The organism is Orrella dioscoreae (genome assembly GCF_900089455.2).
Classification (GTDB): Bacteria; Pseudomonadota; Gammaproteobacteria; order Burkholderiales; family Burkholderiaceae_B; genus Orrella; species Orrella dioscoreae.
Genome location: NZ_LT907988.1, coordinates 4,440,144 through 4,463,756 on the forward strand (window position 1 = coordinate 4,440,144; position 23,613 = coordinate 4,463,756).

20 protein-coding genes and 1 riboswitch are annotated in these 23,613 nt (G+C 67.5%); of the genes, 5 read left to right on the top strand and 15 right to left on the bottom strand.

From position 1 onward, the window contains the following. Positions 1-59: 59 nt before the first annotated feature. From ODI_RS20375 to ODI_RS20400, 6 genes are all read right to left on the bottom strand, one after another. Positions 60-1,556: a M81 family metallopeptidase gene (locus ODI_RS20375; protein WP_067750722.1), complete on the bottom strand. Its 1,497-nt coding sequence runs from the start codon at positions 1,554-1,556 to the stop codon at positions 60-62. Between the two features lie 49 nt (positions 1,557-1,605). Continuing rightward, a complete protein-coding gene (locus tag ODI_RS20380; protein ID WP_067750725.1) occupies positions 1,606-3,276 on the bottom strand; it encodes an ABC transporter ATP-binding protein in 1,671 nt (556 codons plus the stop codon). A gap of 17 nt (positions 3,277-3,293) precedes the next feature. Continuing rightward, positions 3,294-4,175 carry an ABC transporter permease gene (locus ODI_RS20385; protein ID WP_067750728.1) on the bottom strand — a complete coding sequence of 294 codons (882 nt, stop codon included), beginning with the start codon at positions 4,173-4,175 and terminating at the stop codon, positions 3,294-3,296. Between the two features lie 7 nt (positions 4,176-4,182). Then, complete coding sequence (locus ODI_RS20390) at positions 4,183-5,124, bottom strand: ABC transporter permease (RefSeq protein WP_067750730.1); 942 nt, start codon at positions 5,122-5,124, stop codon at positions 4,183-4,185. Between the two features lie 7 nt (positions 5,125-5,131). Further along, positions 5,132-6,730, bottom strand: a complete 1,599-nt coding sequence (locus ODI_RS20395) for an ABC transporter substrate-binding protein (RefSeq protein WP_098020954.1) — start codon at positions 6,728-6,730, stop codon at positions 5,132-5,134. 69 nt (positions 6,731-6,799) lie between these two features. After that, positions 6,800-8,149 (bottom strand): D-serine ammonia-lyase, encoded by a 1,350-nt coding sequence (locus tag ODI_RS20400; RefSeq protein ID WP_067750732.1) that lies wholly within the window; start codon positions 8,147-8,149, stop codon positions 6,800-6,802. 97 nt (positions 8,150-8,246) lie between these two features. Between ODI_RS20400 and ODI_RS20405 the strand changes: the two genes are divergently transcribed. Further along, positions 8,247-9,215, top strand: a complete 969-nt coding sequence (locus ODI_RS20405; protein WP_067750734.1) for a LysR family transcriptional regulator — start codon at positions 8,247-8,249, stop codon at positions 9,213-9,215. Between the two features lie 35 nt (positions 9,216-9,250). Here ODI_RS20405 and rodA read toward each other — a convergent pair whose 3' ends face one another. From rodA to ODI_RS20430, 5 genes are all read right to left on the bottom strand, one after another. Continuing rightward, a complete protein-coding gene (gene rodA, locus ODI_RS20410) occupies positions 9,251-10,387 on the bottom strand; it encodes a rod shape-determining protein RodA (RefSeq protein WP_067750737.1) in 1,137 nt (378 codons plus the stop codon). After that, on the bottom strand, positions 10,384-12,492 hold the full coding sequence (gene mrdA, locus ODI_RS20415) for a penicillin-binding protein 2 (RefSeq protein WP_082985197.1): 2,109 nt from the start codon (positions 12,490-12,492) through the stop codon (positions 10,384-10,386). Before mrdA ends, rodA begins: the two co-directional genes overlap by 4 nt. Positions 12,493-12,510: 18 nt before the next feature. Continuing rightward, positions 12,511-13,017, bottom strand: coding sequence for a rod shape-determining protein MreD (mreD, locus tag ODI_RS20420; RefSeq protein WP_067750740.1), 507 nt, complete (start codon positions 13,015-13,017; stop codon positions 12,511-12,513). A 55-nt stretch (positions 13,018-13,072) separates the two neighbouring features. Continuing rightward, positions 13,073-13,999: a rod shape-determining protein MreC gene (gene mreC, locus ODI_RS20425; RefSeq protein WP_074046770.1), complete on the bottom strand. Its 927-nt coding sequence runs from the start codon at positions 13,997-13,999 to the stop codon at positions 13,073-13,075. Positions 14,000-14,074: 75 nt separating this feature from the next. Further along, positions 14,075-15,118, bottom strand: coding sequence for a rod shape-determining protein (locus tag ODI_RS20430; protein ID WP_067750746.1), 1,044 nt, complete (start codon positions 15,116-15,118; stop codon positions 14,075-14,077). A gap of 259 nt (positions 15,119-15,377) precedes the next feature. Between ODI_RS20430 and gatC the strand changes: the two genes are divergently transcribed. Genes gatC through ODI_RS20450 form a run of 4 tightly spaced genes read left to right on the top strand, consistent with a single transcriptional unit; the run spans position 15,378 to position 19,930 of the window. Next, positions 15,378-15,689: an Asp-tRNA(Asn)/Glu-tRNA(Gln) amidotransferase subunit GatC gene (gene gatC, locus ODI_RS20435; protein WP_067750749.1), complete on the top strand. Its 312-nt coding sequence runs from the start codon at positions 15,378-15,380 to the stop codon at positions 15,687-15,689. After that, positions 15,686-17,194 carry an Asp-tRNA(Asn)/Glu-tRNA(Gln) amidotransferase subunit GatA gene (gatA, locus tag ODI_RS20440; RefSeq protein WP_098020955.1) on the top strand — a complete coding sequence of 503 codons (1,509 nt, stop codon included), beginning with the start codon at positions 15,686-15,688 and terminating at the stop codon, positions 17,192-17,194. Before gatC ends, gatA begins: the two co-directional genes overlap by 4 nt. Continuing rightward, positions 17,195-18,655 (top strand): Asp-tRNA(Asn)/Glu-tRNA(Gln) amidotransferase subunit GatB, encoded by a 1,461-nt coding sequence (gatB, locus tag ODI_RS20445; RefSeq protein ID WP_067750755.1) that lies wholly within the window; start codon positions 17,195-17,197, stop codon positions 18,653-18,655. 36 nt (positions 18,656-18,691) lie between these two features. Further along, positions 18,692-19,930, top strand: coding sequence for a muropeptide transporter (locus ODI_RS20450; protein WP_067750757.1), 1,239 nt, complete (start codon positions 18,692-18,694; stop codon positions 19,928-19,930). A 15-nt stretch (positions 19,931-19,945) separates the two neighbouring features. Here the strand turns inward: ODI_RS20450 and ODI_RS20455 are convergent, their stop codons facing one another. The 4 genes from ODI_RS20455 to ODI_RS20470 form a co-directional block, all read right to left on the bottom strand. Continuing rightward, positions 19,946-20,383, bottom strand: a complete 438-nt coding sequence (locus ODI_RS20455; RefSeq protein ID WP_074046772.1) for a helix-turn-helix transcriptional regulator — start codon at positions 20,381-20,383, stop codon at positions 19,946-19,948. Further along, a complete protein-coding gene (gdhA, locus tag ODI_RS20460) occupies positions 20,380-21,726 on the bottom strand; it encodes an NADP-specific glutamate dehydrogenase (protein ID WP_231968106.1) in 1,347 nt (448 codons plus the stop codon). Before gdhA ends, ODI_RS20455 begins: the two co-directional genes overlap by 4 nt. Before the next feature lie 158 nt (positions 21,727-21,884). Continuing rightward, positions 21,885-22,463 (bottom strand): manganese efflux pump MntP, encoded by a 579-nt coding sequence (mntP, locus tag ODI_RS20465; RefSeq protein WP_067750762.1) that lies wholly within the window; start codon positions 22,461-22,463, stop codon positions 21,885-21,887. A 4-nt stretch (positions 22,464-22,467) separates the two neighbouring features. Further along, positions 22,468-22,642, bottom strand: a riboswitch (yybP-ykoY riboswitch). A 130-nt stretch (positions 22,643-22,772) separates the two neighbouring features. Beyond that, positions 22,773-23,567, bottom strand: coding sequence for an exodeoxyribonuclease III (locus ODI_RS20470; RefSeq protein WP_067750765.1), 795 nt, complete (start codon positions 23,565-23,567; stop codon positions 22,773-22,775). Positions 23,568-23,613 lie beyond the last annotated feature (46 nt).

Sequence of the window (23,613 nt, forward strand, 5' to 3'; positions counted from 1 at the left end):
TAAAGGCCGTAGTCATCCCGCAGACGATCGATGCAATGCATCTTCTCGCGCAGAGGGCATCACCCGCCAAACGCTTTCCCGCAGGGACCCAGCTTCAAGCCCTTCGGCAGCTTCGTCCACGGCAGCGCGGCCGCGTCCATCGGCATCGAGCCCGGCGCAGCGCCGACGATGATCTCTTCGGCGATGGGCGTGAAATCGGCGCGGAAGTGCACGGCGCTCTTCACCACCAGCACGTTCTGCTCGGTGGGTTCGACCCCGGCATAGCGGAACATGGCCTGGTCGGCCATCTGCACCTTGTAGGACGCCAGCACGATGCGCACGCCGCCCAGCCGCAGGCATGCCGTCGGGCCGATATCCAGCCGGAAGCCGCGGTAGTACGGCCCTGTCGCATCGAAGCGGCCGTCCCCCACGCGCTCGACCAGGAAGTCGGCCTCGAAGGGATCGTCGCCCGCCACCCCCGCCTTGCCGCCGATGGCCAGGCGCACCGTGGCGCCCTCGCCCGCGGCATGCGCAGCCTGCACCGATTCCGGATCGACGATGAGGCCGATGGCGGCGTCCTGCGCATCCTGGCGCACCAGCGCGCGCAGGAGACCGGTGGTGTCGGAATTGCTGCCCGCGCCGGGATTGTCCTGCGCGTCGGCAATGATGATGGGCAGCTTGGCCGACACCGACTTGTCCAGCGCATAACGCACCGCCTCGTCGGGCGAATAGAGCTTGCCGGCAAACGCCGGCTCGGCGGCGTTGGCCAGGTCCGTCAGCGCCTGCGCGGCAGCCTGGGCGCTGGCCGCGTCATCGCCATAGGCCCAGATCACCGGCGAACATTCGGGGAAATCGGCCGCCGGGAAGCCCGTGGCGAAGGAGATGTGCAAGGCCTGCTTCTCCAGCTCGGCCAGCTTTTCATACAGGCCCTTGGCAGGCTGGATGTCCGTGCATTGCCAACAGATGGGGATCAGGAAATCCAGGCGATGCGAAGCCATGACCGGACGGCGGCCCGATGCCAGCCGCCGCGTCAGCAGCGCGTGCGTGCGCTTGCCGGTCTCGGCCATGTCCACGTGCGGATAGGTGCGATACGCCACCAGGGCGTCGGCCGACTCGAGCATCAGGCGCGTGACGTTGGCGTGCAGGTCCAGCGAGGCGAACACCGGCAGGTCGGGCCCCACCTGTTCCCGCACGCGGCGCAGCAGTTCGCCCTCGCCATCGTCGGCATGCTCGGCGACCATCGCGCCGTGCAGGTCCAGATACACCGCGTCCACGGGTTGCGCGGCGCGGATGCCGTCCAGGATCAGCGCCACGATGCGCTCATAGGCATCCCGCGTCACATGCGCCGAGGGGCTGGCCGCGCACCACACCGTGGGCACCACCGTGTCGCCCGCGTCCAGCGCGGCCTGCACGAAGCCCGCGGCAGGAATGTTGGCGCCCTGGATGGCAGGCCAGATCTTGTCGCCCGTCACCAGACCGGGCCAGCCGCCGCCGATCTCGAACGCGCGCCAGTCAGCCTTGTCGGGCGCGAAGGTATTGGTCTCGTGTTGAAAACCGCCGTACAGAATGCGTGCCATGTCTTTTGCCTGCAAGTAAAGGAATGAGGGGGAGGATCGGCCGGTTGCCTCAGGCAACCATGCCCTCCACTGGCTTGAAGCGCTGAAAATCCCAATGACGTCCCGGGGCCGCATCGATGAGGCCGCGGGTATAGGCCTCGGCGGGCCGCGCCAGCACCTGCTCGGCAGGTCCGGCCTCGACCACGCGGCCCTTCTGCATGACGATGATGGTGTCGCAGATCTGCGCGGCCACGCGCAGGTCGTGCGTAATGAAGAGCACGCCGATGCCCACGCGCTGGCGCACCTCTTCCAGCAGCGCCAGCACCTGCGCCTGCACCGACACGTCCAGCGCCGATACGGCCTCGTCGGCAACCAGCACGTCAGGCTCCATGACCAGCGCGCGCGCGATGCAGATGCGCTGGCGCTGCCCGCCCGAGAACTGGTGGGGATAGCGGTCGATCGCATCGGCGGGCAGGCCCACCAGCGCCAGCGCGCGTGCGGCTTCCTTCAAGGCCTGCTGGCGCGGCGTGCCGTAGTTCAGCAGGCCTTCGATGATGGAGTCGCCCACGCGGCGGCGCGGGTTCAAGCTGCGATACGGATCCTGGAACACGATCTGGATGCGTTTGCGCAGCGGCGTCAGCTGCGTGCGGCTGAGCGTGGCGATGTCATCGCGCTGCAGGCGCACGCGCCCGCTGCTGGGATCGATGAGCCGCAACACGCAGCGCGCCACGGTGGACTTGCCGGACCCCGATTCGCCGACGATGCCCAGCACTTCGCCGCGCCGGAGGGTGAAGGACACGTCCTGCGCGGCGGCCACCGAGGGCGCGCGCCGCAACAGCCCGCCCCCGCCATAGGTCTTGTTGAGCCCGGCCACGTCCAGCACGATGTCACCGTCTGGCGCGTGCCGGCGGCGCGGCACCAGGCTGGGCACCGACGACACCAGCATGCGCGTGTAGTCGCGTTGGGGCCGCGCCAGGATGTCGTCGCGCGTGCCCGCCTCGACCACCTCACCCTGGTTCATCACCACGATGCGGTCGGCGATCTCCGCCACCACGCCGAAGTCGTGCGTGATGAACACGACCGCCGTGTCATGCGCGGCCTGCAGCTCGCGCATCAGCAGCAGGATCTGCTTCTGCGTGCTCACGTCCAGCGCCGTGGTGGGCTCGTCCGCGATCAGCAGGCGCGGCTTCAGGATCAGCGCCATGGCAATCACGATGCGCTGGCGCTGCCCGCCCGACAACTGGTGAGGATAGGACTCATGGATGCGGGCCACGTCCGGCAGGTGCACCGATTCCAGCATCGCCAGCACCTGGCGCTTGCGCTCAGCGGCCGACAGCGAGGTGTGCAGGCGCAGCACCTCGTCCACCTGCTTGCCGACCTTCTGCACCGGATTCAGCGCGGTCATGGGCTCCTGGAAGACCATGGCCATCTTGGAAGCGCGCAGTTCGCGCAGGCGGGCCTGGCTGGCGCGCAGCACGTCCTCGCCATCGACCTTGATGCTGCCGCCATCGGCGCGCAGCGCACCCGGCGGCAGCAGGCCCATGGTGGCCAGCGAGGTCACCGACTTGCCCGAACCGGACTCGCCGACGATGCAGACGGTTTCGCCGGCGCGCACCGAGAAGGACAGGTCGCGCACCACGGCGCGGCCTTCCGCGCGGGTGCCGACACGCACCGTCAGGCCGTCGATGGCCAGGACGGGCGCGTCCGATGCGCGGGCATTGTCACTTGCGGATTGATTCATGATGTTCTCTCCGGTGCTCACAGGCGGCGCGACATGCGGGGGTCCAGCGCGTCGCGCAGGGCGTCGCCCAGTACGTTGACGCTCAACACCACCATCGACAGCACGAGCCCCGCGTACAGCACGAGACCAGGGATGAGTTGGAAGAAGGCGCGTCCCTCGGCCATGATGTTCCCCCACGAGGAGGTCTCGGGCGGCACGCCCGCGCCCAGGAAGCTGAGGATGGCCTCGGTCAGGATCGCCGACGCGAAGATGTAGGTGCCCTGCACGATGAGCGGCGCCACGGTGTTCGGCACCAGGTGGCGGATCGTCAGTGCCAGCGTGGGCGTGCCCAGCGACACGGCCGCCTCGACATAGGGCTCGTTCTTCACGCCCAGGATGACGCTGCGCACCAGGCGCACCACGCGCGGCACCTCCGGAATGGTGATGGCCACCATCACGGTCGTCAGGCTGGCGCCCGACAGCGACACCAGCGCGATGGCCAGCAGCACGCCCGGAATGGCCATGATGCCGTCCATGATGCGCATGACGATGGCGTCGACCCAGCGGAAATACCCCGCCGCCACGCCGATGACCAGGCCCGCCGCGATGCTGAAGATCGCCACGCCGATACCCACCACCAGCGACACCCGCGCGCCGTAGATCACGCGGGAATAGACGTCGCGCCCATAGGCGTCCGTGCCCAGCCAGTGCGCCGCGGACATGGGTTTCAGGCGCTGGGTGGGGTCGATCTGGGTGGGATCGATGGTGCCCAGCCACGGCGCCAGCACCGCCATGATCACGGCCACCGCGAGGATGGCCAGCGCGATCATCACCGGACCGGTGCGCAGCGCCTGCGCCAGGGGGGAAGCCGGCTTGGCGGCTGCCGCGGCAGGGGCCGCGGAATTCAGGATTGCCGTCATGTCTGCCTCAATATCGGATGCGGGGGTCAAAGACGGTATAGAGCGCGTCGACGACCAGGTTGATGAGCACGTACAGGAAGGCGAAGAGCAATATCAGCGCCTGGATCACCGGATAGTCCCGGCCCAGCACCGCCTCCACCACCAGCCGTCCCAGCCCGGGCAGGTTGAACACCGACTCGGTCACCACCACGCCGCTGATGAGCAGCGCGATGCCCACGCCGATGATCGTGACGATGGGCACCGCGGCGTTGCCCAGCGCGTGGCCCAGCAGCACTGCCCGCTCGCGCAGGCCCTTGGCCCGCGCGGTGCGGATGAAGTCCTCGCCCATCACCTCGATGATGCTGGTGCGGGTGATCCGCGCGATCAGCGCAACATAGACCGTGGACAGCGCGATCGTGGGCAGCACCAGCGACTGCACGAATGGCAGGAAGCCATCGGACAGCGGCTTGTAGCCCTGCACGGGGAACCAGCCCAGCTTGATGGAGAAGATCAGGATCAGCACATAGGCCGTGACGAAGACCGGCACCGAGAAACCCATGACCGAGAAGGCCATGACCGCGCGGTCCAGCAGCCGGCCTTGCCGCCAGGCGGCGAGCACGCCCAGCGGCACCGCAAGCAGCACCGAGAGCGTGATCGTGCTCAGACAGAGCGCCAGCGACGGCCCCATGCGCTGCAGGATCATGTCGGACACCTGCGTGCCCGACAGCAGCGACACGCCAAGGTCTCCGCGCAGCAGCTGGCCCACCCACATGACGAACTGCGTGGGGATGGGTTGATCCAGGCCCATGGTCTGGCGGATCTGTTCCAGCTGCTCGGGCGTGGCCGAGTCACCGGCGATGATGGCGGCGGGATCCCCGGGCGTGAGCCTGAGGATGGCGAAGACGATGACCGCGACCATCGCCATGACCGGTACGACGGCCAGCGTCCTGCGCAGGAGAAAAGCCAGCATCAGTGCCTCACTTGCCCGTCTTGGTCATGCCCCAGAACACGGGGATCGGCGCTTCGATGGGCGTGGAGATCGTCTTGCGGATCGCGGCGGGCACGGTGTACTGGCCCATGGGCAGCAGCACGCCTTCCTCGATCACCAGCGCCTGGATGTCGTTGGCCAGCTGCTTCTGGCGCGCCAGGTCGGTCGTCATCGCGAACTCCTTGCGCAGTTCCTCGATCTTCGGCACGTCGGGCCAGCCGAACCAGGCCTGCTTGCCGTTGGCGGCCACGCCGAAGGCGCGCAGCGGATCCAGGGCCTCGGCCATGACGTTGTTGGTCGCGAAGATGTTCCAGCCGCCTTCCGCCAGCGAGGCCTGCGAGGCGCGGCGCGTCACCAGCGTCTGCCAGTCCATCGCCTGCATCTGCACGTTGAAGCCGGCCGCGCGCAGCGCCTGGCCGATCACCACCGGCTGGGGGCTGACCGAGGGTGCGTCGGTCGGCTGCAGGATCACCACCGGCTCGTTCTTGTAGCCGGCTTCCTTCAGCAGCGCCTTGGCCTTCTCGACGTTGCCCCTGACGGACACGTCCGCGCCCGCCTGGCTGTCATAGGTCAGGCCGCAACCGAACAGGGCCGCGCAGTTGCGGTAGTACTCGGGGTTGCCCACCAGCGCCTGCAGCACGTTGGTCTGGTCCACGGCATACATGGCGGCCTGGCGCACCAGCTTGTTGTCGAACGGAGGGTTCAGGTGGTTCATGCGCATGACGGTCTGGTAGCCCTGCGGGTCGAACACCGTCAGCGAGATGTCGGACTGGCTCTTGACCAGCGGCAGCAGGTCATAGGGCATCTGCTCCAGGTAGTCGATCTCGCCGCTGATGAGCGCATTCACCGAGGTCATGGCGTCAGGCATCGACACCCAGCGCACGCGGTCCACCTTCACGACCTTGCCGCCGGACAGCGCGCTGGCCGGTTCCTGGCGCGGCTTGTAGTCGGCGTTCTTTTCGTAGACGACCTGCAGGCCGGGCTTGAATTCGGGCACGACCATCTTGAACGGGCCCGACCCCACGAACTCCTTGATCGGCTGGTTCGACGGCGTCTCGGCGACGCGCTTGGGCATCATGAAAGGCGCCACGCCGCTGGGTTTGGCCAGGGCGCGCAGCGCGAAGTCGGTGGGCTCCTTGAAGGTCATGACGAAGCTGTGCTCGTCCACCACCTTCATCTCGGCCATCATGGCGGACATCATCTGGCCCATCTTGTCCTGCTCGGCCCAGCGCTTGATGGAGGCCACGCAGTCCTCGGCGGTGACAGGCTTGCCGTCATGCCAGGTCAGTCCCTCGCGCAGCGTGAAGGTGTAGGACTTGCCGTCGGCGGACACTTCCCACTTGTCGGCCATCTGCGGCTGGACGCGGTTCTGCGCGTCGGTCGCCAGCAGCGTGTCGTAGATCATGTAGCCGTGGTTGCGGGTGATGTGCGCCGTGGTCATGATCGGATCCAGCACGCGCAGGCTGGAGTGCATGACGGCGGTCACCGTCTGCGCCTGGGCGAACGAGGCAGCGCCCAGCAGCATGCCCGCCACGGAAGCGGCGAGCAGCGGACGGTGCAATGCAAAACGGCGGTATGGCTTGGACATGTTTTCCCCTTGTTAAGACATACTGACGGGCGCCGGCCGGATGATGTCCCCAGCCTTGGGCGCCCACGCTCATGAAGGCCGCTGCCAGGCGGCCAGATAGTCGCGCCCCCGTTCCAGGAACGCTTCATACTCGGGCGCCGGCACGAACGCGCCGCCGGTGCACCAGATGATGTGGTTGGCTTGCGGCATCGCCGCCAGCAGGCCGTGCTCGCGCAGATAGGCCTGCCCTTCGGCCGTGCCCACCAGGGCGCGCGGGCCGCTGAAGCCCGCCGCCGCGGAAGGCTCGACCTTCAGCCCGTCGCTGGCCTGCACACGCGCCAGGTCCGCGAACAACACGGCGTCCTGCACCGTGACGACGCCGGAAATCAGGTGCCGCGTCTGCGCATAGGCCAGCTCGGACGCCACCGGCACGGCCAGCCCGTCGGCTTCGGTACGGTTGTCCATGCCGGCGTCATAGATCGAGATACCTTCACGCTCGGGGTTCTGCAGGCGTGTCATGAAGCAGGCCGATGCCGCGGGCTCGACGAACACGCAGTGCGCCGCCTCGCCGAACACCAGCTTCACCCCGGCGGTGATGCCGGCGGGCGCGCCGCCCACGCCGCAAGGCAGGTAGACGAAGAGCGGATGCGCGGCATCCACCGTGACGCCGGCTTCGGCCAGCTGGTCGCGCAGGCGCAGCCCTGCCACGCTGTAGCCCAGGAACAGATCCATGGAGTGTTCGTCGTCGACGAAATAGCCCTGGGGGTCGGCCTGCGAACGCGCCCGGCCGGCGGCCACCGCGCGGGCATAGTCGCCCTCGTGTTCGACCACGGTCACGCCGTGCGCGCGCAGCTTGTCCTTCTTCCATTGGCGCGCTTCGGCGGACATGTGCACCGTGACGCGAAAACCCATGGCTGAGGCCATGATGCCGATGCTCAGGCCCAGGTTGCCCGTGGAGCCGACCGAAATTTCATGACGGCCAAAGCATGCTCGCGCCGCGGCACCCGCCAGCACGCCGTAGTCGGCTGCGCCGGCCAGCAGTCCGTGCCGCTCGGCAAGGGTTTCGGCGAAGGCCAGCACTTCATAGATGCCGCCACGCGCCTTGATGGAGCCCGCCACCGGCAGGTCGTTGTCGGTCTTGACCCAGTAGCGGCCGTGCGAGGCTGATTCGGCCAATGCCGGATATGCACCCTTCAGGGGCACCAGGCCAGACTCGATCAGGCCGCCACTGGCCTGCAGCTCGGGGAATAGTTTCGTCAGCAGCGGCGCGAAACGCACCAACCTGGACGCCGCCGCACCAACATCTTCCATACTAATGATGGATGACTCAGCGCCGACGGCTTGCGTTTCCAGCGCCGGATTGCACCAGAGTTGGGCGCAGGGTTCCCTATTATAGGGCAAACCCTTAATTTCACTGTTATTTTTGCAATCTTGCGCCATGGCAATGAAAGAAAAGAATGGAAGACCGGACTCCATTCAACGCCAATCACATCCCTGGCACAATGCATTTATATTGCGCAGATAATTAGTGAAACTAATGAAAATCACCCTTTCCGCCTCGCTGCTGACCTGGTTGCGCGCCTTCGACGCCGCCGCGCGGCACACCAGCTTCACCCTTGCCGCCGCCGAATTGCACGTCAGCCAGGGCGCCATCAGCCAGCAGGTGAAATGCCTGGAGGAATGGCTGGGCCTCACGCTCTTCCACCGCGCACAGCGCAAGCTCTCGCTGTCCGAAGACGGTCGCCGGCTGAAGACCGCCGTGCGCGAATCGCTGGAGATCCTGGAGAACACCCTGGGCCGCATGCGGGTGGACCCGCGCCAGGAAGCCTTCCAGCTCAGCTGTTCGCCCTCGTTTGCCGCGCGCTGGCTGACGCCGCGGCTGTCCGCGCTGCTGCGCGAATACCCGCAGCTGCCCTTGCGGGTCTATGGCGAATTCCACGAACTGGATCGCATCCGCATGGAGCAGGACGGCGTGCAGGCCGCCATCCGCTTCGACCCGGGCGAATACTCCGACCTGCGCGCCGTGGAGTTCCTGGATGAATGGCTGGTGCCGGTGGCCACCCCCGCTTTCCTGGACGCCCACCCCGGGCTGGCCGACTTGCCGGTACCACCGCCCGAGATGATGCTGCACGACGCTTCGCCCTGGCAGCACGCGGCGGAATGCGAAGAGTGGAACAACTGGCTGCAGGCGCAGGGCCTGCCCATCCCGACGCAGCACCCGGGCCAGCGCTTCAACATGTCCCAGCTGGCACTCAGCGCCGCCTTCAGCGGCCAGGGCATTGCCATGGGCAGGCTGTCGCTCGTGCTGGAAGACCTGATGGCGGGCAGGCTCGTCCCCTTGCGCCGGCAAGCCGTGAAGTCGCGCGCGGCCTATCACTACGTGGCCGGGCGCGCGAACGACGAACGTGTGGCGCTGGTCGAGGGATGGCTGCTGCGGGAAGGCCGGCGGTTCCGGCGCGAACGCGATGTCTGGTGCCAGCGCAACGGGCTGGGCTTCGCGCGCTGAGCGGGGCCCGGCGCGCCCGGACGGCGCTCAGGCGTTCAGGTCTTGCCCGCGCGGTGCCGGCTGACGCTCATCAGCATCCCGCAGGCAATGCCGATGGTCAGCAGCGCCGTGCCGCCATAGCTCATGAACGGCAAGGGCACGCCCACCACGGGCAGGATGCCCGCGACCATGCCGATGTTCACGAACACATAGACGAACACCACCATCGTCAACGCGCCGCCCAGGAGACGCCCGAACTGCGTGGCCGAGCGCGACGAGATGAAGAGGCCGCGCGCCAGCAGCAGCCCGTACAGCACCAGCATCATGATGCCGCCGTACAGGCCGAACTCCTCGGCATACACCGCGAAGACGAAATCGGTGGTGCGCTCGGGGATGAAGTCCAGGTGCGTCTGCGTGCCCTGCATGTAGCCCTTGCCATACATGCCGCCCGAGCCGATGGCGATGGTGGACTGGATGGTATGGAAGCCTTTGCCCAAGGGGTCGGCGTTGGGGTCCAGCAAGGTGCAGACGCGATGCTTCTGGTAATCGTGCAGGACGACCCAGTCGACGCCGGGCTGGCATAAGGGCTCTTCGTAGTAGATCAACGTGCCGACGCTCACCACCCCGACGATCATCACGGGCGCCAGCAGCTTGAACGACAAGCCCGCGAAATAGATGACGAAGAAGCCCGCCGCGAACACCAGCAAGGCCGTGCCCAGGTCCGGCTGCTTCACGATCAGCAGGAAGGGCAGCGCAAGCATCAACACCGCCGCCAGGTAGTCACGGATGCGCACTTCGCCTTCGTGCCGCTGGAAGTACCAGGCCAGCATCATGGGCACCGCGATCTTCATCATCTCGGACGGCTGGATGCGCGCAAAACCCAGGTTCAGCCAGCGCGTGGCGCCCTTGCTCGTCTCGCCCATGAACTCCACGCCCAGCAGCAGCACCACGCCCACCAGGTAGAACGGCAAGGCCAGCTTCATCAGCATGGGCGGCGGAATGAGCGCCACCGCCCACATCACGGCGAAGGCAATCGCGAAGTTGCGCGCCTGGTCGGCGAAACGCCAATCCGTCCCGCCGACGGCGGAATGCATGACGGTCAGGCCCAGCGCGGTGAACAGCACCAGCATGGCCAGCAAGGGCCAGTCGAAGGCGGTCAGCACGCGCACGACGGCGTTCAGAAGACTTTTCACGGCGCGATATTTCCTGCCGCGCTGCCTGCTGCCTTCACGACCGGCGGCACGCGCGGCTTGGTGGCGGGCGCGGGCGGCGCACGATCGGTATCGGTGGTGGGCGGCGGCGTATTGCCCATGGCGGGCGCCGGCGCGATCTCGGGCGGCGCGTCGGCGTCCTCCTCGATCACCGCGTGGTCGGAGGCATCCTCGTCGGGTCCTGGCTCGCCCTGCATGTCGCCCGGCGGCGCCGCGCCCGGCACGTCATTGGCGCCGCCCTTGCCGTCGCGCGCCAGCCAGTAGTCGAACACCTTGCGCGCGAGCGGCGCCGCCACGCTGGCGCCCCAGCCGCCATTCTCGACGATGAGCGCGATGGCGATGGTGGGCTTGTCGGCAGGCGCGAAGGACATGAAGAGCGCATGGTCGCGCAGCCGTTCGTCGATCTGGCTGGCGCGATACTGCCCGCCCCGCAGGCTGTAGACCTGTGCCGTGCCGGTCTTGCCGGCGGCTTGATACGGCGCGCCCGCGAAGGCACGGCGCGCCGTGCCTGAGTTCACGACCTCCACCAGCGCCTTCTTGATGATGTCGACGTTGGCCTGCTTCAGCGGCACCTTGTAGGAAGGCTCGGACACCGTGGGCTCGACCTGTACCGACCCCGAGGCCAGCACGCCCCGCACCAGGTGCGGCTTCATGTAGACGCCGTCATTGGCCAGCACGGAGGTGGCCTGCGCCAGCTGCAGCAAGGTGAACGAGTTGTAGCCCTGGCCCACGGCCACGGAAATCGTCTCGCCCGCGTACCAGCGCTGCTGCTCGCGGCTCTTGTAGGCGGCGCGCTTCCAGTCGGTGGAGGGCAGGATGCCGCGGCGCTCGCCTTCCAGGTCGATGCCCGTCAGCTGGCCGAAGCCGAAAGGCTTCATGAAATCGTGCAAGGCGTTCACGCCGATCTCGGGGCCCAGCGAATAGAAGTAGGTATCGGACGACACCACCAGCGCGCGCGTCATGTCCGTCATGCCATACACGGCGGACCCGGCATTGCGGAAGCGCTGCCCCCCGAACTCGTAGAAGCCCGGGTCATAGAAGCGATCCCCCGCGCGGCGCTTGCCCAGCTCCAGCGCAGCCAGCGCGACGAAGGGCTTGTACGTGGACCCGATGGGATAGGTGCCGTACAGCGGCCGGTTGATCAGCGGATGGTCCGGCGACTCGTTCAGCAGCTTCCAGTTGTCGACGTCGATGCCGTCGACGAACAGGTTCGGATCGAACGAGGGCTGCGACACGAAGGCCAGCACATCGCCCGTGGCGGGCTCGATGGCGACCAGCGCCCCGCGGCGATTGCCGAACGCTTCCTCGGCCACCCGCTGCAAGCCCATGTCCAGCGACAGCACCAGCTTGGATCCCGGCACGGGGTCGATGCGCCGCAGCGTGCGCATGGGCCTGCCAGTGGCCGTGACCTCGACCTCTTCCAGGCCCGTGCGGCCGTGCAGAACGCTCTCCCAGGTCTTCTCCAGGCCCTTCTTGCCGATGACCTCGGTGCCGCGGTAATTGCCCAGCCTGTCTTCTTCCTCGAGCATCTCGACGTCGGTTTCGGAGATGCGGCCGATATATCCCACGACGTGCCCCGCGGAGGCGCCTTGCGGATACTCGCGCACCCAGCGGGCCTTCAGCGACACGCCCGGGTACAGGAAGGAATGGGCGGCGAAGCCCGAGGCCTCGGCCTCGGTGAGGTTGTTGCGCAGCATGACGCTGGCATAGCGGCTGGACTCGGATACGCGGCGGCGAAAGCGCCGCTCATCCGCCGGGGTCACCGGCACCAGACCCTGCAAGGACTTGAAGAGCTCGTCCAGGGGCCCCGCCATGGCGGGCACCACCTCAAGCGTATAGGCGCGATAGTTGCGCGCCAGCACCTCGCCATTGCGGTCGACGATCTCGCCGCGACGCGGCGGAATCGGCACCACGGCGATGCGATTGCGGTCGGCGCGGGCCGCCAGGCCTTCGTAGCGGTCGACCTGCAGATGCCACAGGCGCGCCACCAGCACGCCGAAGCAGGCCAGCGCGAACACGGCAGCGACCCAGGCGCGCAGCCTGAATCGCTGTTTCTGCTGCTGGCCGGTCTGCTTGAATTCGAACATGGGGCGGATCTGCGGGCCTCAGCCCTTCGATGCTTCGGTGTCTTCGGAGTGCCGCTGCGGCAACTGCAGCAGCCAACCCACCACGGGCCACAGCGCCGCGGTGACGGCAGGGCCCAGCGTCCAGTGCCAGCCCGGCCAGGCGCCGGTCAGCCAGGCATGCAGCGCCAGCCCGAAAAGCTGGGCGACGACGAACACCGGCATCATGTGCAGCGCCTGCGCGAACAGGTCGAAGCGCTGCAGGCGCCGGTGCAGGACGATGGTGCCATAGGCCACCAAGGTGTAGATCAGCGCGTGCTCGCCCAGCAGGCGCGCATCGTGCACATCCATCAGCAGGCCGAACACGAATGCGGCCATCATGCCGACGCGGCGCGGCTCATGGGCGCACCAGAATGCCAGCACCAGCAGCAGCAGGTCGGGCGCGGCCGGCCACAGGCGCCACGGCAACAGGGAAATCAGCCAGACGAACAGCACCGTGCCCCAGACGAACATGCCGCGTGCGGGGCGCACAAGCGTGTCCGGCTCCACCGACTTGGGCCGGGGAACGGGCGGGCTGCTCGCGCGCGAACGCGTGGCGGAGGGGTCAATCGGCTTTCGGACTTGCACCGTCTGCGTCGTTGGTGGTGGGCGCGGGATCGGCTTGGACAGCCGGCGCCGCGCTCGGTTCAGGAATGGCGCTGTTGACCTGCAGCACCAGGAAATGCCGGTAACGCTCGGGGTGCGCCAGTGGCTCGGCAACCGCCCGGGCGAAACCCGATGCGGAATCGCGCTCGACCAGATCGACACGGGCCACGGGCAGGCCTGCCGGGAAGAGACCGCCCACGCCGCTGGTGACGAGGGTATCGCCCTCGCGGATATCGGCGTCGGCCGTCAGGTAGCGCACCTCGACCTTGCCCTGCGCCGCGCCGCCAAAGGCGATGAGCCGCAGGCCATTGCGCAGCAGCTGCACCGGGATGGACACCTGGTCATCGGTGAGCAGCGCGGCCTCGGCCGTCATCGGGGTGACGCGCACGATCTGGCCCACCACGCCGCCCTCGTCGATCACGGGCATGCCGGGCGCAATGCCCGAGGAACTGCCCTTGTTGAAGACCAGGCGCTGATTGAAGGCGCTGGCGGGCTCGTACAGCACCTCGACCACCACGGCGGATTGCTGGGTCGTGTCGGACACCCCCAGCAGCCGGCGCAACTGCGCGTTTTCGGCGGCCAGCTGCGCCGCGTGCGTGGACACCTGCGCGAGCTCGATGCGCTGGCGCTGCAAGGCTTCGTTCTCGGTGCGCACCAGCGTGGCGGCGTTGGTCCAGTCGTTGACCTGGCGCACCAGGTCGCGCGGCAGCAGCACCGCGCGCTGGAAGGGATACAGCGCGATGGAGACAGTCTGGCGCACGGGCTCGAAAACCCGCCACTGCGCGTCAGCCACCAGCATGGCGAGCGACAGCAAGGCCAGGACCAGCAGTTTGACCTCTGCTGGCGGGCCGCGCCGGAACATCCGGGGCAATGCAGTTTGTCGCATCGAAAATCAGGGCAGCGGGCCGCCTGGGGCCTACCCGCCAGCCACCGCCAGCGATGAACCGGCGGCCAGCCGACCTCAGTCGTTGAGGAAAATGGCGCCCAGCTTTTCCAGGTGCTCAAGGGCGTCGCCGCAACCACGCACCACGCAGGTGAGCGGATCTTCGGCCACGACCACGGGCAGACCGGTTTCTTCCTGCAGCAGGCGATCCAGGTCGCGCAGCAGCGCGCCACCGCCGGTCAGGGCGATGCCCTTGTCGGTGATGTCCGCGCCCAGTTCGGGCGGGGTGTTTTCCAGCGCGATCTTCACGGCCGACACGATCTGGTTCAGCGGATCGGTCAGCGACTCGAGGATTTCGTTGGAGGAAACGGTGAAGCTGCGCGGCACGCCTTCGGCCAGGTTGCGGCCCTTGACCTCGATCTCGCGGACTTCGGAACCCGGGAAGGCCGAGCCGATTTCCTTCTTGATGAGTTCGGCGGTGGGCTCGCCGATCAGCATGCCGTAGTTGCGGCGGATGTAGTTGACGATGGCCTCGTCGAACTTGTCGCCGCCGACGCGCACGGAACCCTTGTAGACCATGCCACCCAGCGAGATCACGGCGACCTCGGTGGTGCCGCCGCCGATGTCGACGACCATCGAGCCGCTGGCGTCCGACACATTCAGGCCGGCGCCGATCGCAGCCGCCATCGGCTCCTCGATGAGGAACACCTGGCTGGCGCCTGCGCCCAACGCGGACTCGCGGATGGCGCGGCGTTCCACCTGGGTGGAACCGCAAGGCACGCAGACGATGATGCGCGGGCTGGGCGCCAGCATGTTGCGCGGGTGGACCATGCGGATGAACTGCTTGAGCATCTGCTCGGTCACGGTGAAGTCGGCGATGACGCCGTCCTTCATGGGGCGGATGGCTTCGATGTTGCCGGGCACGCGGCCCAGCATCTGCTTGGCTTCGTGGCCGACGGCCTGGATGATCTTCTTGCCGTGAGGACCGCCTTCGTGGCGGATGGCGACGACCGACGGCTCGTCGAGGACGATGCCTTTACCACGGACGTAGATCAGCGTGTTGGCCGTACCGAGGTCGATGGCCATGTCGCTGGAGAAATAACTGCGCAGAAATCCGAACATGGGGCTCAGCTATCTAGGAATTGGGGACAAAAGGAGGACGAAATGGAACTGCAAACGACAAAACCGCGGGCGACCGGGCGAGACGCTGTCACAGCGTCGTCAAGCAGCGGCGCAACCGCGATTAAACAATGAATGATAACTTATAATTTCTTTGAAACAGCGCGAAAATACTGGCTATTCTTGGTTTCCGGGCCTCCCGGACCGCGTATCGTCCAGCGCGCTCCTCCGCCCTCCGCCCCTCCGTTTTTGACATTTCCCCATGGCGCTGAACGAACAAGACGTCGCACGCATTGCCCGGCTGGCCCGCATCGCCCTCCCCCCCGAAAAGCTGCAGCATGCCCAGGCAGAGCTCAATGGCCTGCTCGGCCTGATAGAACGGCTGCAATCCGTGGACACCAGCGGCGTCGAGCCCCTGGCGCACCCGCTGTCCGCCTATGAAGACGTGGTGCTGCGCCTGCGCGACGACGTCGCCACCGAGCCGCCCGGCTCCGAAGACCGCCGCGCCAGCCTCATGGCCAATGCGCCGGCCTGCGCCGACGGTCTCTTCCTGGTTCCCAAGGTCATCGAATAATGTCTTCCCCCCTGCACACCCAATTCGACGGCGTGGCCGGCGTGCGCGCCGCGCTGGAGCGCCGCGACGTCAGCGCCGTTGATCTCGCGCAAAGCGCGCTGGACGCCATCGCGGCCCGCGCCAGCCTCAATGCCTTCCTGCACGTCGACGCCGAACTCACGCTGGCCCAGGCCCGCGCCGCCGACGCCCGCATTGCCGCCGGCCAGGCCGGCCCGTTGACCGGCGTGCCCATCGCCCACAAGGACGTCTTCGTCACGCGCGGCTGGCGCACCACCGCCGCCAGCAAGATGCTGGGCCAGTACGTCAGCCCCTTCGACGCCGCCGTGGTCGAGCGCCTGGAAGCCGCGGGCGCCGTGTCGCTGGGCAAGCTGAACTGCGATGAATTCGCCATGGGCTCGGGCAACGAGAACTCCGCCTTCGGTCCCGTGCTCAACCCCTGGGACAACACCGCCGTACCCGGCGGCTCCTCGGGCGGCTCGGCCGCCGCCGTGGCCGCCGGCCTGGCCGTCGCCACCACCGGCACCGACACCGGCGGCTCCGTGCGCCAGCCCGCCGCCCTGTGCGGCGTCAGCGGCATCAAGCCCACCTACGGTTCCGTCTCGCGCTTCGGCATGGTCGCCTTCGGCTCCAGCCTCGACCAGGCCGGTCCGCTGGCCGCCAGCGCGGCCGACCTGCTGCCCGTCCTGGACGCGATGGCCGGCTTCGACGCGCGCGACGCCACCAGCCACCAGAGCCACGCCACCGTGCAGGCGCAATACGACGCCGCCCGTGCAGGCATGCAGGAGGGCGCCCAGCCCCTGGCCGGCCTGCGCATCGGCGTGCCGGCCGAATATTTCGGCGAGGGCCTGGCGGCCGACGTCGCCCAGGCCGTCGAGGCCGCGCTGCAGGAATTCGAGAAGCTGGGCGCGCAGCGCGTGGCCATCTCGCTGCCGCGCACCGATCTCGCCATCCCGGCGTATTACGTCATCGCCCCCGCCGAAGCCTCCAGCAACCTCAGCCGCTACGACGGCGTGCGCTACGGCCACCGCACGGCCAGCTACGGCAACCTGGAAGACATGACCAGCCGCTCGCGCGCCGAAGGCTTCGGCCCCGAGGTGCAGCGCCGCATCCTGATCGGCGCCTACGTGCTGTCGCACGGCTATTACGACGCCTACTACCTGCAGGCCCAGCGCCTGCGCCGCATGATCGCGGACGACTTCCAGCGCGCCCTGGGGCAATGCGACGTCATCATGGGCCCGGTCACCCCCACGGTGGCCAAGGACTTGGGCGAGAATCGCGACGACCCGACCGCCGACTGGCTGGCCGACATCTACACGCTGGGCGTCAGCCTGGCGGGCCTGCCGGCCATGTCCGTGCCCTGCGGCTTCGGCCAGGGCGCGCATGCCCGCCGCCCCGTCGGCCTGCAGATCATCGGCAACTACTTCCAGGAAGGCCGCCTGCTGGCAATCGCCGAGCGATTCCAGCACGCCACCGACTGGCACCAACGCAAACCGGAACAGCAATAAATGGCTTGGGAAATCGTCATCGGCCTGGAAACGCACGTACAGCTTTCCACCGCGTCCAAGATCTTTTCGGGCAGCAGCACGCGTTTCGGCGCCGCGCCCAACACGCAGGCCAACCTGGTCGACCTGGCGCTGCCCGGCAGCCTGCCGGTCATGAACCGGGGCGCGGTCGAGCGCGCCATCCGCTTCGGCCTGGCCGTGGGCGCCACCGTGGCGCCGCGCTCGGTCTTCGCGCGCAAGAACTACTTCTATCCCGACCTGCCCAAGAACTACCAGATCAGCCAGTACGAGATCCCGGTGGTGCAGGGCGGCTCGCTCAGCTTCTTCGTGGGCGAGGAAGAGCGCACCATCAACCTGACCCGCGCGCACCTCGAAGAGGACGCGGGCAAGTCGGTGCACGATGGCGACCTGACCGGCCCCCACGGCGAGGCCGCCAGCGGCATCGACCTGAACCGCGCCGGCACGCCGCTGCTGGAAATCGTGTCCGAACCCGAAATGCGCTCGGCCGCCGAGGCCGTGGCCTACGCCCGCACGCTGCACAGCCTGGTCGTGTGGCTGGGCATCTGCGACGGCAACATGCAGGAAGGCTCGTTCCGCGTGGACGCCAACGTGTCCGTGCGCCCCGTGGGCCAGAAGGAATTCGGCACGCGCGCCGAAGTGAAGAACGTCAACTCCTTCCGCTTCCTCGAGCGCGCCATCCTGTTCGAGGCACGCCGCCAGATCGAGCTGATCGAGGACGGCGGCACCGTCGTGCAGGAAACGCGCCTGTACGACGCCGACCGCGACGAGACCCGCAGCATGCGCAGCAAGGAAGACGCGCATGACTACCGCTATTTCCCCGATCCCGACCTGCCTCCGCTGGTCATCGCGCCCGACTGGATCGACGAGGTGCGCCAGGACATGCCGGAACTGCCGGCCGCCCTGCGCGCGCGCTTCCAGGCCGACTTCGGCCTGCCTGCCTACGACGCCGCGCAACTGACCGTCAGCCGCGGCCTGGCCGCCTATTTCGAGGCGACCGTGCAGGCCGTGGGCGCTGCCCAGGCCAAGCAGGCCGCCAACTGGGTCATGGGTGAACTGGCCGCCACGCTCAACCGCGAGGAACGCGACATCGCCGACTCGCCGGTCTCGCCCGCCGCCCTGGCCGCGCTCATCACGCGCATCGTCGACGGCACCATCTCGACCAAGATCGCCCGCGAAGTCTTCGCGGCGATGTGGGCAGGTGAAAACGGCGGCAGCGCCGATGCCATCATCGAGGCGCGCGGGCTGCGCCAGATCAGCGACACGGGCGCCATCGGCGCCATGATCGACGAGGTGCTCGCGGCCAACCCGACCGCGGTCGAGGAGTACCGCGCCGGCAAGCAGAAGGCGTTCAACTCGCTGGTCGGCCAGATCATGAAGGCTGCCCGCGGCAAGGCCAACCCGCAACAAGTCAACGACCTGCTCAAGGCCAAGCTCGAGGGGTAATCCCCCTCCTGCCACGGGCTCGGGCTGGAGGCTGTCATCGCCCTCTCCCATCTGTACACCAACCGCCGCGTCGCGCCCCTGCTCTTCCTGGGGTTCGCGAGCGGCCTGCCGCTGGCCCTCACCAGCGGCACCCTGCAGGCCTGGGCCACCGTCGAGGGCGTGCCCCTGCAGGAAATCGGCTTTCTCACGCTGGTCGGCACCGCCTATACCCTGAAGTTCCTGTGGGCGCCGCTGGTCGACCGCTATGCCCCGCCCCTGCTGGGCCGGCGCCGCAGCTGGATGTTCATGACCCAGCTGCTGCTGGCGCTTGCCATCATGGGCATGGGCCTGCTCTCGCCGTCCACCGCGCTGTTGCCGCTGGCCCTGCTGGCGGTGGCCGTCGCCTTCTTTTCCGCCACCCAGGACATCGCCTTCGACGCCTATCGCAGCGACGTGCTGCGCACCGAGGAGCGCGGCGCCGGCGCCGCGCTCTCTGTCATGGGCTATCGCCTGGCCATGCTGGTATCCGCCGGCCTCGCCTTCATCGTGGCCGACAAGTGGCTGGGCTGGGGCAACACCTACATCGTGCTGGGCGCGCTGATGGGCCTGCTCTCGATTGCCACCTTGCTGGCGCCCGAACCCGACGCCCCCGCGGCCGTGCCCCGCACGCTGGCGCGCGCGGTCACCGAGCCGCTGCGTGAATTCTTCCAGCGCCCGGAAGCCTGGGTGCTGCTGCTGCTGATCGTGCTCTACAAGCTGGGCGACGCCTTTGCCGGCGCGCTGTCCACCACCTTCCTGATCCGGGGCGCGGGGTTCACCGCCACCGAAGTCGGCTCGGTCAACAAGGTGCTGGGCCTGGCCGCCACCATCATCGGCGCGCTGGCGGGCGGCGCGCTCATGGCGCGCATGGGGCTGTATCGCTCGCTGATGCTGTTCGGCCTGCTGCAGGCCGTCTCCAACCTGGGCTACTGGCTGATTGCCATCAGCCCCAAGAGCATCTGGCTGATGGCCATGGCCATCGGCGTCGAGAACCTGTGCGGCGGCCTGGGCACGGCCGCGTTCGTGGCGCTGCTGATGGGGCTGTGCGACCGGCGCTTCTCGGCCACGCAGTTCGCGTTGCTGTCGGCGCTGTCGGCCGTGGGCCGCACCTATCTGGCGGGGCCGCTGACCCCGCCGCTGGTGGAGTCCTTGGGCTGGCCGACATTCTTCATGCTGACCGTGTTCATCGCCCTGCCGGGCCTGGCGCTGCTGCGCTGGCGGCGCGCCGACATCGAGCGGCTGGATCGGGAAGGTTGATCAGTCCTGGCGGACTCAAGCGAGCAAGGGGCGAAGCGCCTTCTTGAAATCGGCTCGCAACTGGTGACTGGCTTTCGCCAGGTTGATCTGCATGGCGGTGCGCGCCACCTCCAGCACCGGCGGCTCGATCCGGTAGGCCCCTCGCGCTTCCAACCAGGACAGCACGTCGGCCAGATGCCAGAGCGATGTGCTGCCCTCATGGAGGGGGGCGGGAAATGCCGCGGCATGCCCCAGCATCAGCTTGCGCATGTTCTGGCGTGACACACCCACGACATCGGCCACGTCGGTCAAACCCACGAAATCTGGCGCAGCTTCGATGAGCCTGGCCGTCGGGATCGCGCGCCTGACGTCCGACAAGGCACTCATCAACGCCGCCTGTGCGCTGTCCGCGACGCATAAAAAAACGGACCCGAAGGTCCGTTTTTCATTGCAGGCAACGCGCCCGGGAATCAATAGATCCCCTGCGCCAACATCGCGTCCGCCACCCGCACGAAACCGGCGATGTTCGCGCCGTCCAGGTAGTTGACGAACTTGCCGCGCGAGGCCTCGCCGTGGCGCACGCAGTTGGCATGGATGTCGCGCATGATGGCGTGCAGGCGCGCATCGACTTCCTCGCGCGACCACGACAGGCGAATGGCGTTCTGGCTCATCTCCAGGCCCGACACCGCCACGCCGCCAGCGTTGCTGGCCTTGCCCGGGGCATAGGCCACCTTGGCCGCGATGAAGGCATGCGCTGCCTCCAGCGTGGCAGGCATGTTGGCGCCTTCGGCCACGCACTGCACGCCGTTGGCGATCAGCGTCTGGGCGTCCTGCAGTTCCAGCTCGTTCTGGGTGGCGCAAGGCAATGCCACGTCCACCGGCACGTGCCAGGGGCGCTTGCCCGCCTCGTACTTCAGCTTGAACTGCCGGGCGTAATCCTCGACCGTGCCGCGCGCTTCGTTCCTGAGCGACATGAGGGCGGCCAGCTTCTCGTGGGTGAAGCCGGCCTCGTCCACCGCCACGCCCCGGGAATCGGACACGGTCACGACCTTGGCGCCCAGCGCCATGGCCTTCTCGATGGCGTACTGGGCAACGTTGCCCGAGCCCGAGACCGACACGCGCATGCCGTCCAGCGACTTGTCCTGGCGCGCCAGGATTTCCTGCACGAAATAGACCGTGCCGTAGCCCGTGGCTTCCGGGCGGATCAGGCTGCCGCCGAAGGCCGGGCCCTTGCCGGTGAAGACGCTGGCGGCCGAATTCGACAGGCGCTTCATCATGCCGGTCATGAAGGCCACTTCACGGCCGCCCACGCCGATGTCGCCAGCGGGCACGTCGGTATCCGGGCCCAGGTGCCGATGCAGCTCCAGCATCAGCGCCTGGCAGAAACGCATGACTTCCGCGTCGGAACGTCCCTTGGGGTCGAAGTCCGAACCGCCCTTGCCGCCGCCCATGGGCAGGCCGGTCAGGGCATTCTTGAAGGTCTGTTCGAAGGCCAGGAACTTCAGGATCGACAGGTTCACCGAGGGGTGGAAACGCATGCCGCCCTTGTAGGGACCGATGGCCTGGCTGTGCTGGATCCGGAAACCGCGATTGACCTGCACGCGGCCATGGTCATCGACCCACGACACGCGGAACTGGATGGCGCGCTCGGGCTCGACCAGGCGCTCGAGCAGGCCGTGCTCCGCGTAATGGGGATGCTTTTGGAGAAAGGGCCAGAGGCTGGCGGTGACTTCCTTGACGGCTTGCATGAATTCCGGCTGATGCGGATCGCGCGCCGCGACCTGGGCCAGGAAAGCGTCCAGACTCTGTAGTTTCAAAAGCGTCTCCCAAGATGAATGTGTTTGCGACATGAAAGTGCATCGCGTTCCGCGATGGTGCGAAATTCTACGGGCAAACGCTTTTTTGGTGCAAAAATGCCGGGAAACACCCAAAAACAGTGCGCGGCGGCGGAAAATCACACCGCCGCGGCAGAGGGTCAGGCAGCGGCTGCGCCCAGGTGTTCGTACAGGATCAGGGCGCCGATGGCGATCAGGATGACGCCGCCCAGGATCTCCGCGCGCTTGCCCACCCAGGCACCCAGCACGCGGCCGAGCATCACGCCCAACGTCACCATCAGCATGGTGGCCAGGCCGATCGCGGCGGCGGTCGACACGATGTTCACGTCGATGAAGGCCAGGCCCACGCCCACCGCCATGGCATCGATGCTGGTGGCAAAACCGGTGGCGGCCAACACCCAGAACGAGTGACGGCCCGGCCTTCCCTCGGGGGCGTCTTCAGCGTCGCCCTTGAAGCCCATGTAGACCATGCGGGCGCCCAGGCCCGCGAGCAGACAGAAGGCGATCCAGTGGTCCCAGCGGGAGACGTATTGGGAGGCGGCAAGGCCGAAGGCCCAGCCGATGACAGGCGTGATCGCCTCGATGACGCCGAAGATGAGGCCGGTGCGCAGCGCCTCGCCCCAGCGGGGCTTGTGCAGCGCGGCGCCCTTGCCGATGGCGGCCGCGAACGCATCCGTGGACATGGCGAAGGCCAGCAGCACGACGGAGAAGAAATTCATGGGAGAGGAGTCCAGCCGGGTACGAGAACCACGGCACACCGCACACGCCCGACAAAACCCGCGTGGATGCACCGTTGGTCTCGCCAAGCTGTTACGCCGCCCGAGCCACGGTATCCAATACCGAGTGTGTTGACTCGCGCTCTTCCGCAATGCACGGAAGCAGGCTACTCCCCAAGAGGAGACCGGATCGTAGCATGGATACGCATGCCGGCACCCATGCCGCTATCAGGGTGATAGCAAAAACCGATGCCCCTCACGGGGGACGTGGCGCCTCGGCCACGCCCCGGCTTTCCTGACGTCAGCCGCGGTTCACAGCTTGAAGTCGTAATCGATGGTCAGCGGCGCGTGGTCGCTGAAGCGCTCACCCTTGTAGATGGCGGCCGAGCGGGCCAGGGCCGCGATGCCCGGCGTGGCGATCTGGTAATCGATGCGCCACCCCACGTTCTTCGCCCAGGCCTGGCCACGGTTGCTCCACCAGGTGTAGGCCTCGCCCGTCGTCTCGGGGTGCAGGGCGCGATACACGTCCACGAAGCCGCGCTGGTCGAACACGTCCGTCAGCCAGGCACGCTCTTCCGGCAGGAAACCCGAGTTCTTCAGGTTGCCCTTCCAGTTCTTCAGGTCGATTTCCTTGTGGGCGATGTTCCAGTCGCCGCAGATCACCACCTCGCGGCCCGTGGCGCGATGCTCGGCCATCAGGCTGTCCAGCAGCGGCTCGAACTTGGCCAGGAAGCGGTACTTGGCCTGCTGCCGCTCGTCGCCGCTGGAGCCCGAAGGCAGATAGGCGCTGACCACGGTAAGCGTGTCCCAATCGGCGCGGATGATGCGGCCTTCGGGGTCGAACTCCTCGCAGCCCAGGCCATTGGCCACTTTCAGCGCGGGCTTGCTCAGGTAGAGACCGACGCCGCTGTAGCCCTTCTTCTGCGCTGCGCAGAAAAACCCCTGGTAGCCCGGCGGATTGCGCAGGTCGTCGGTCAGGTCGGCGTCCTGCGCCTTGATTTCCTGCAGGCAGAGGATGTCCGCGGCGTGGCTGGCCATCCAGGGCTGCAGGCCCTTGCGAAAGGCCGAGCGGATGCCGTTCAGGTTGAGCGAGGTAATGCGCAGCACGGTGGGAACTCCTGGGGGAAAGCGTCAACGGGCAACTTTAACCGAC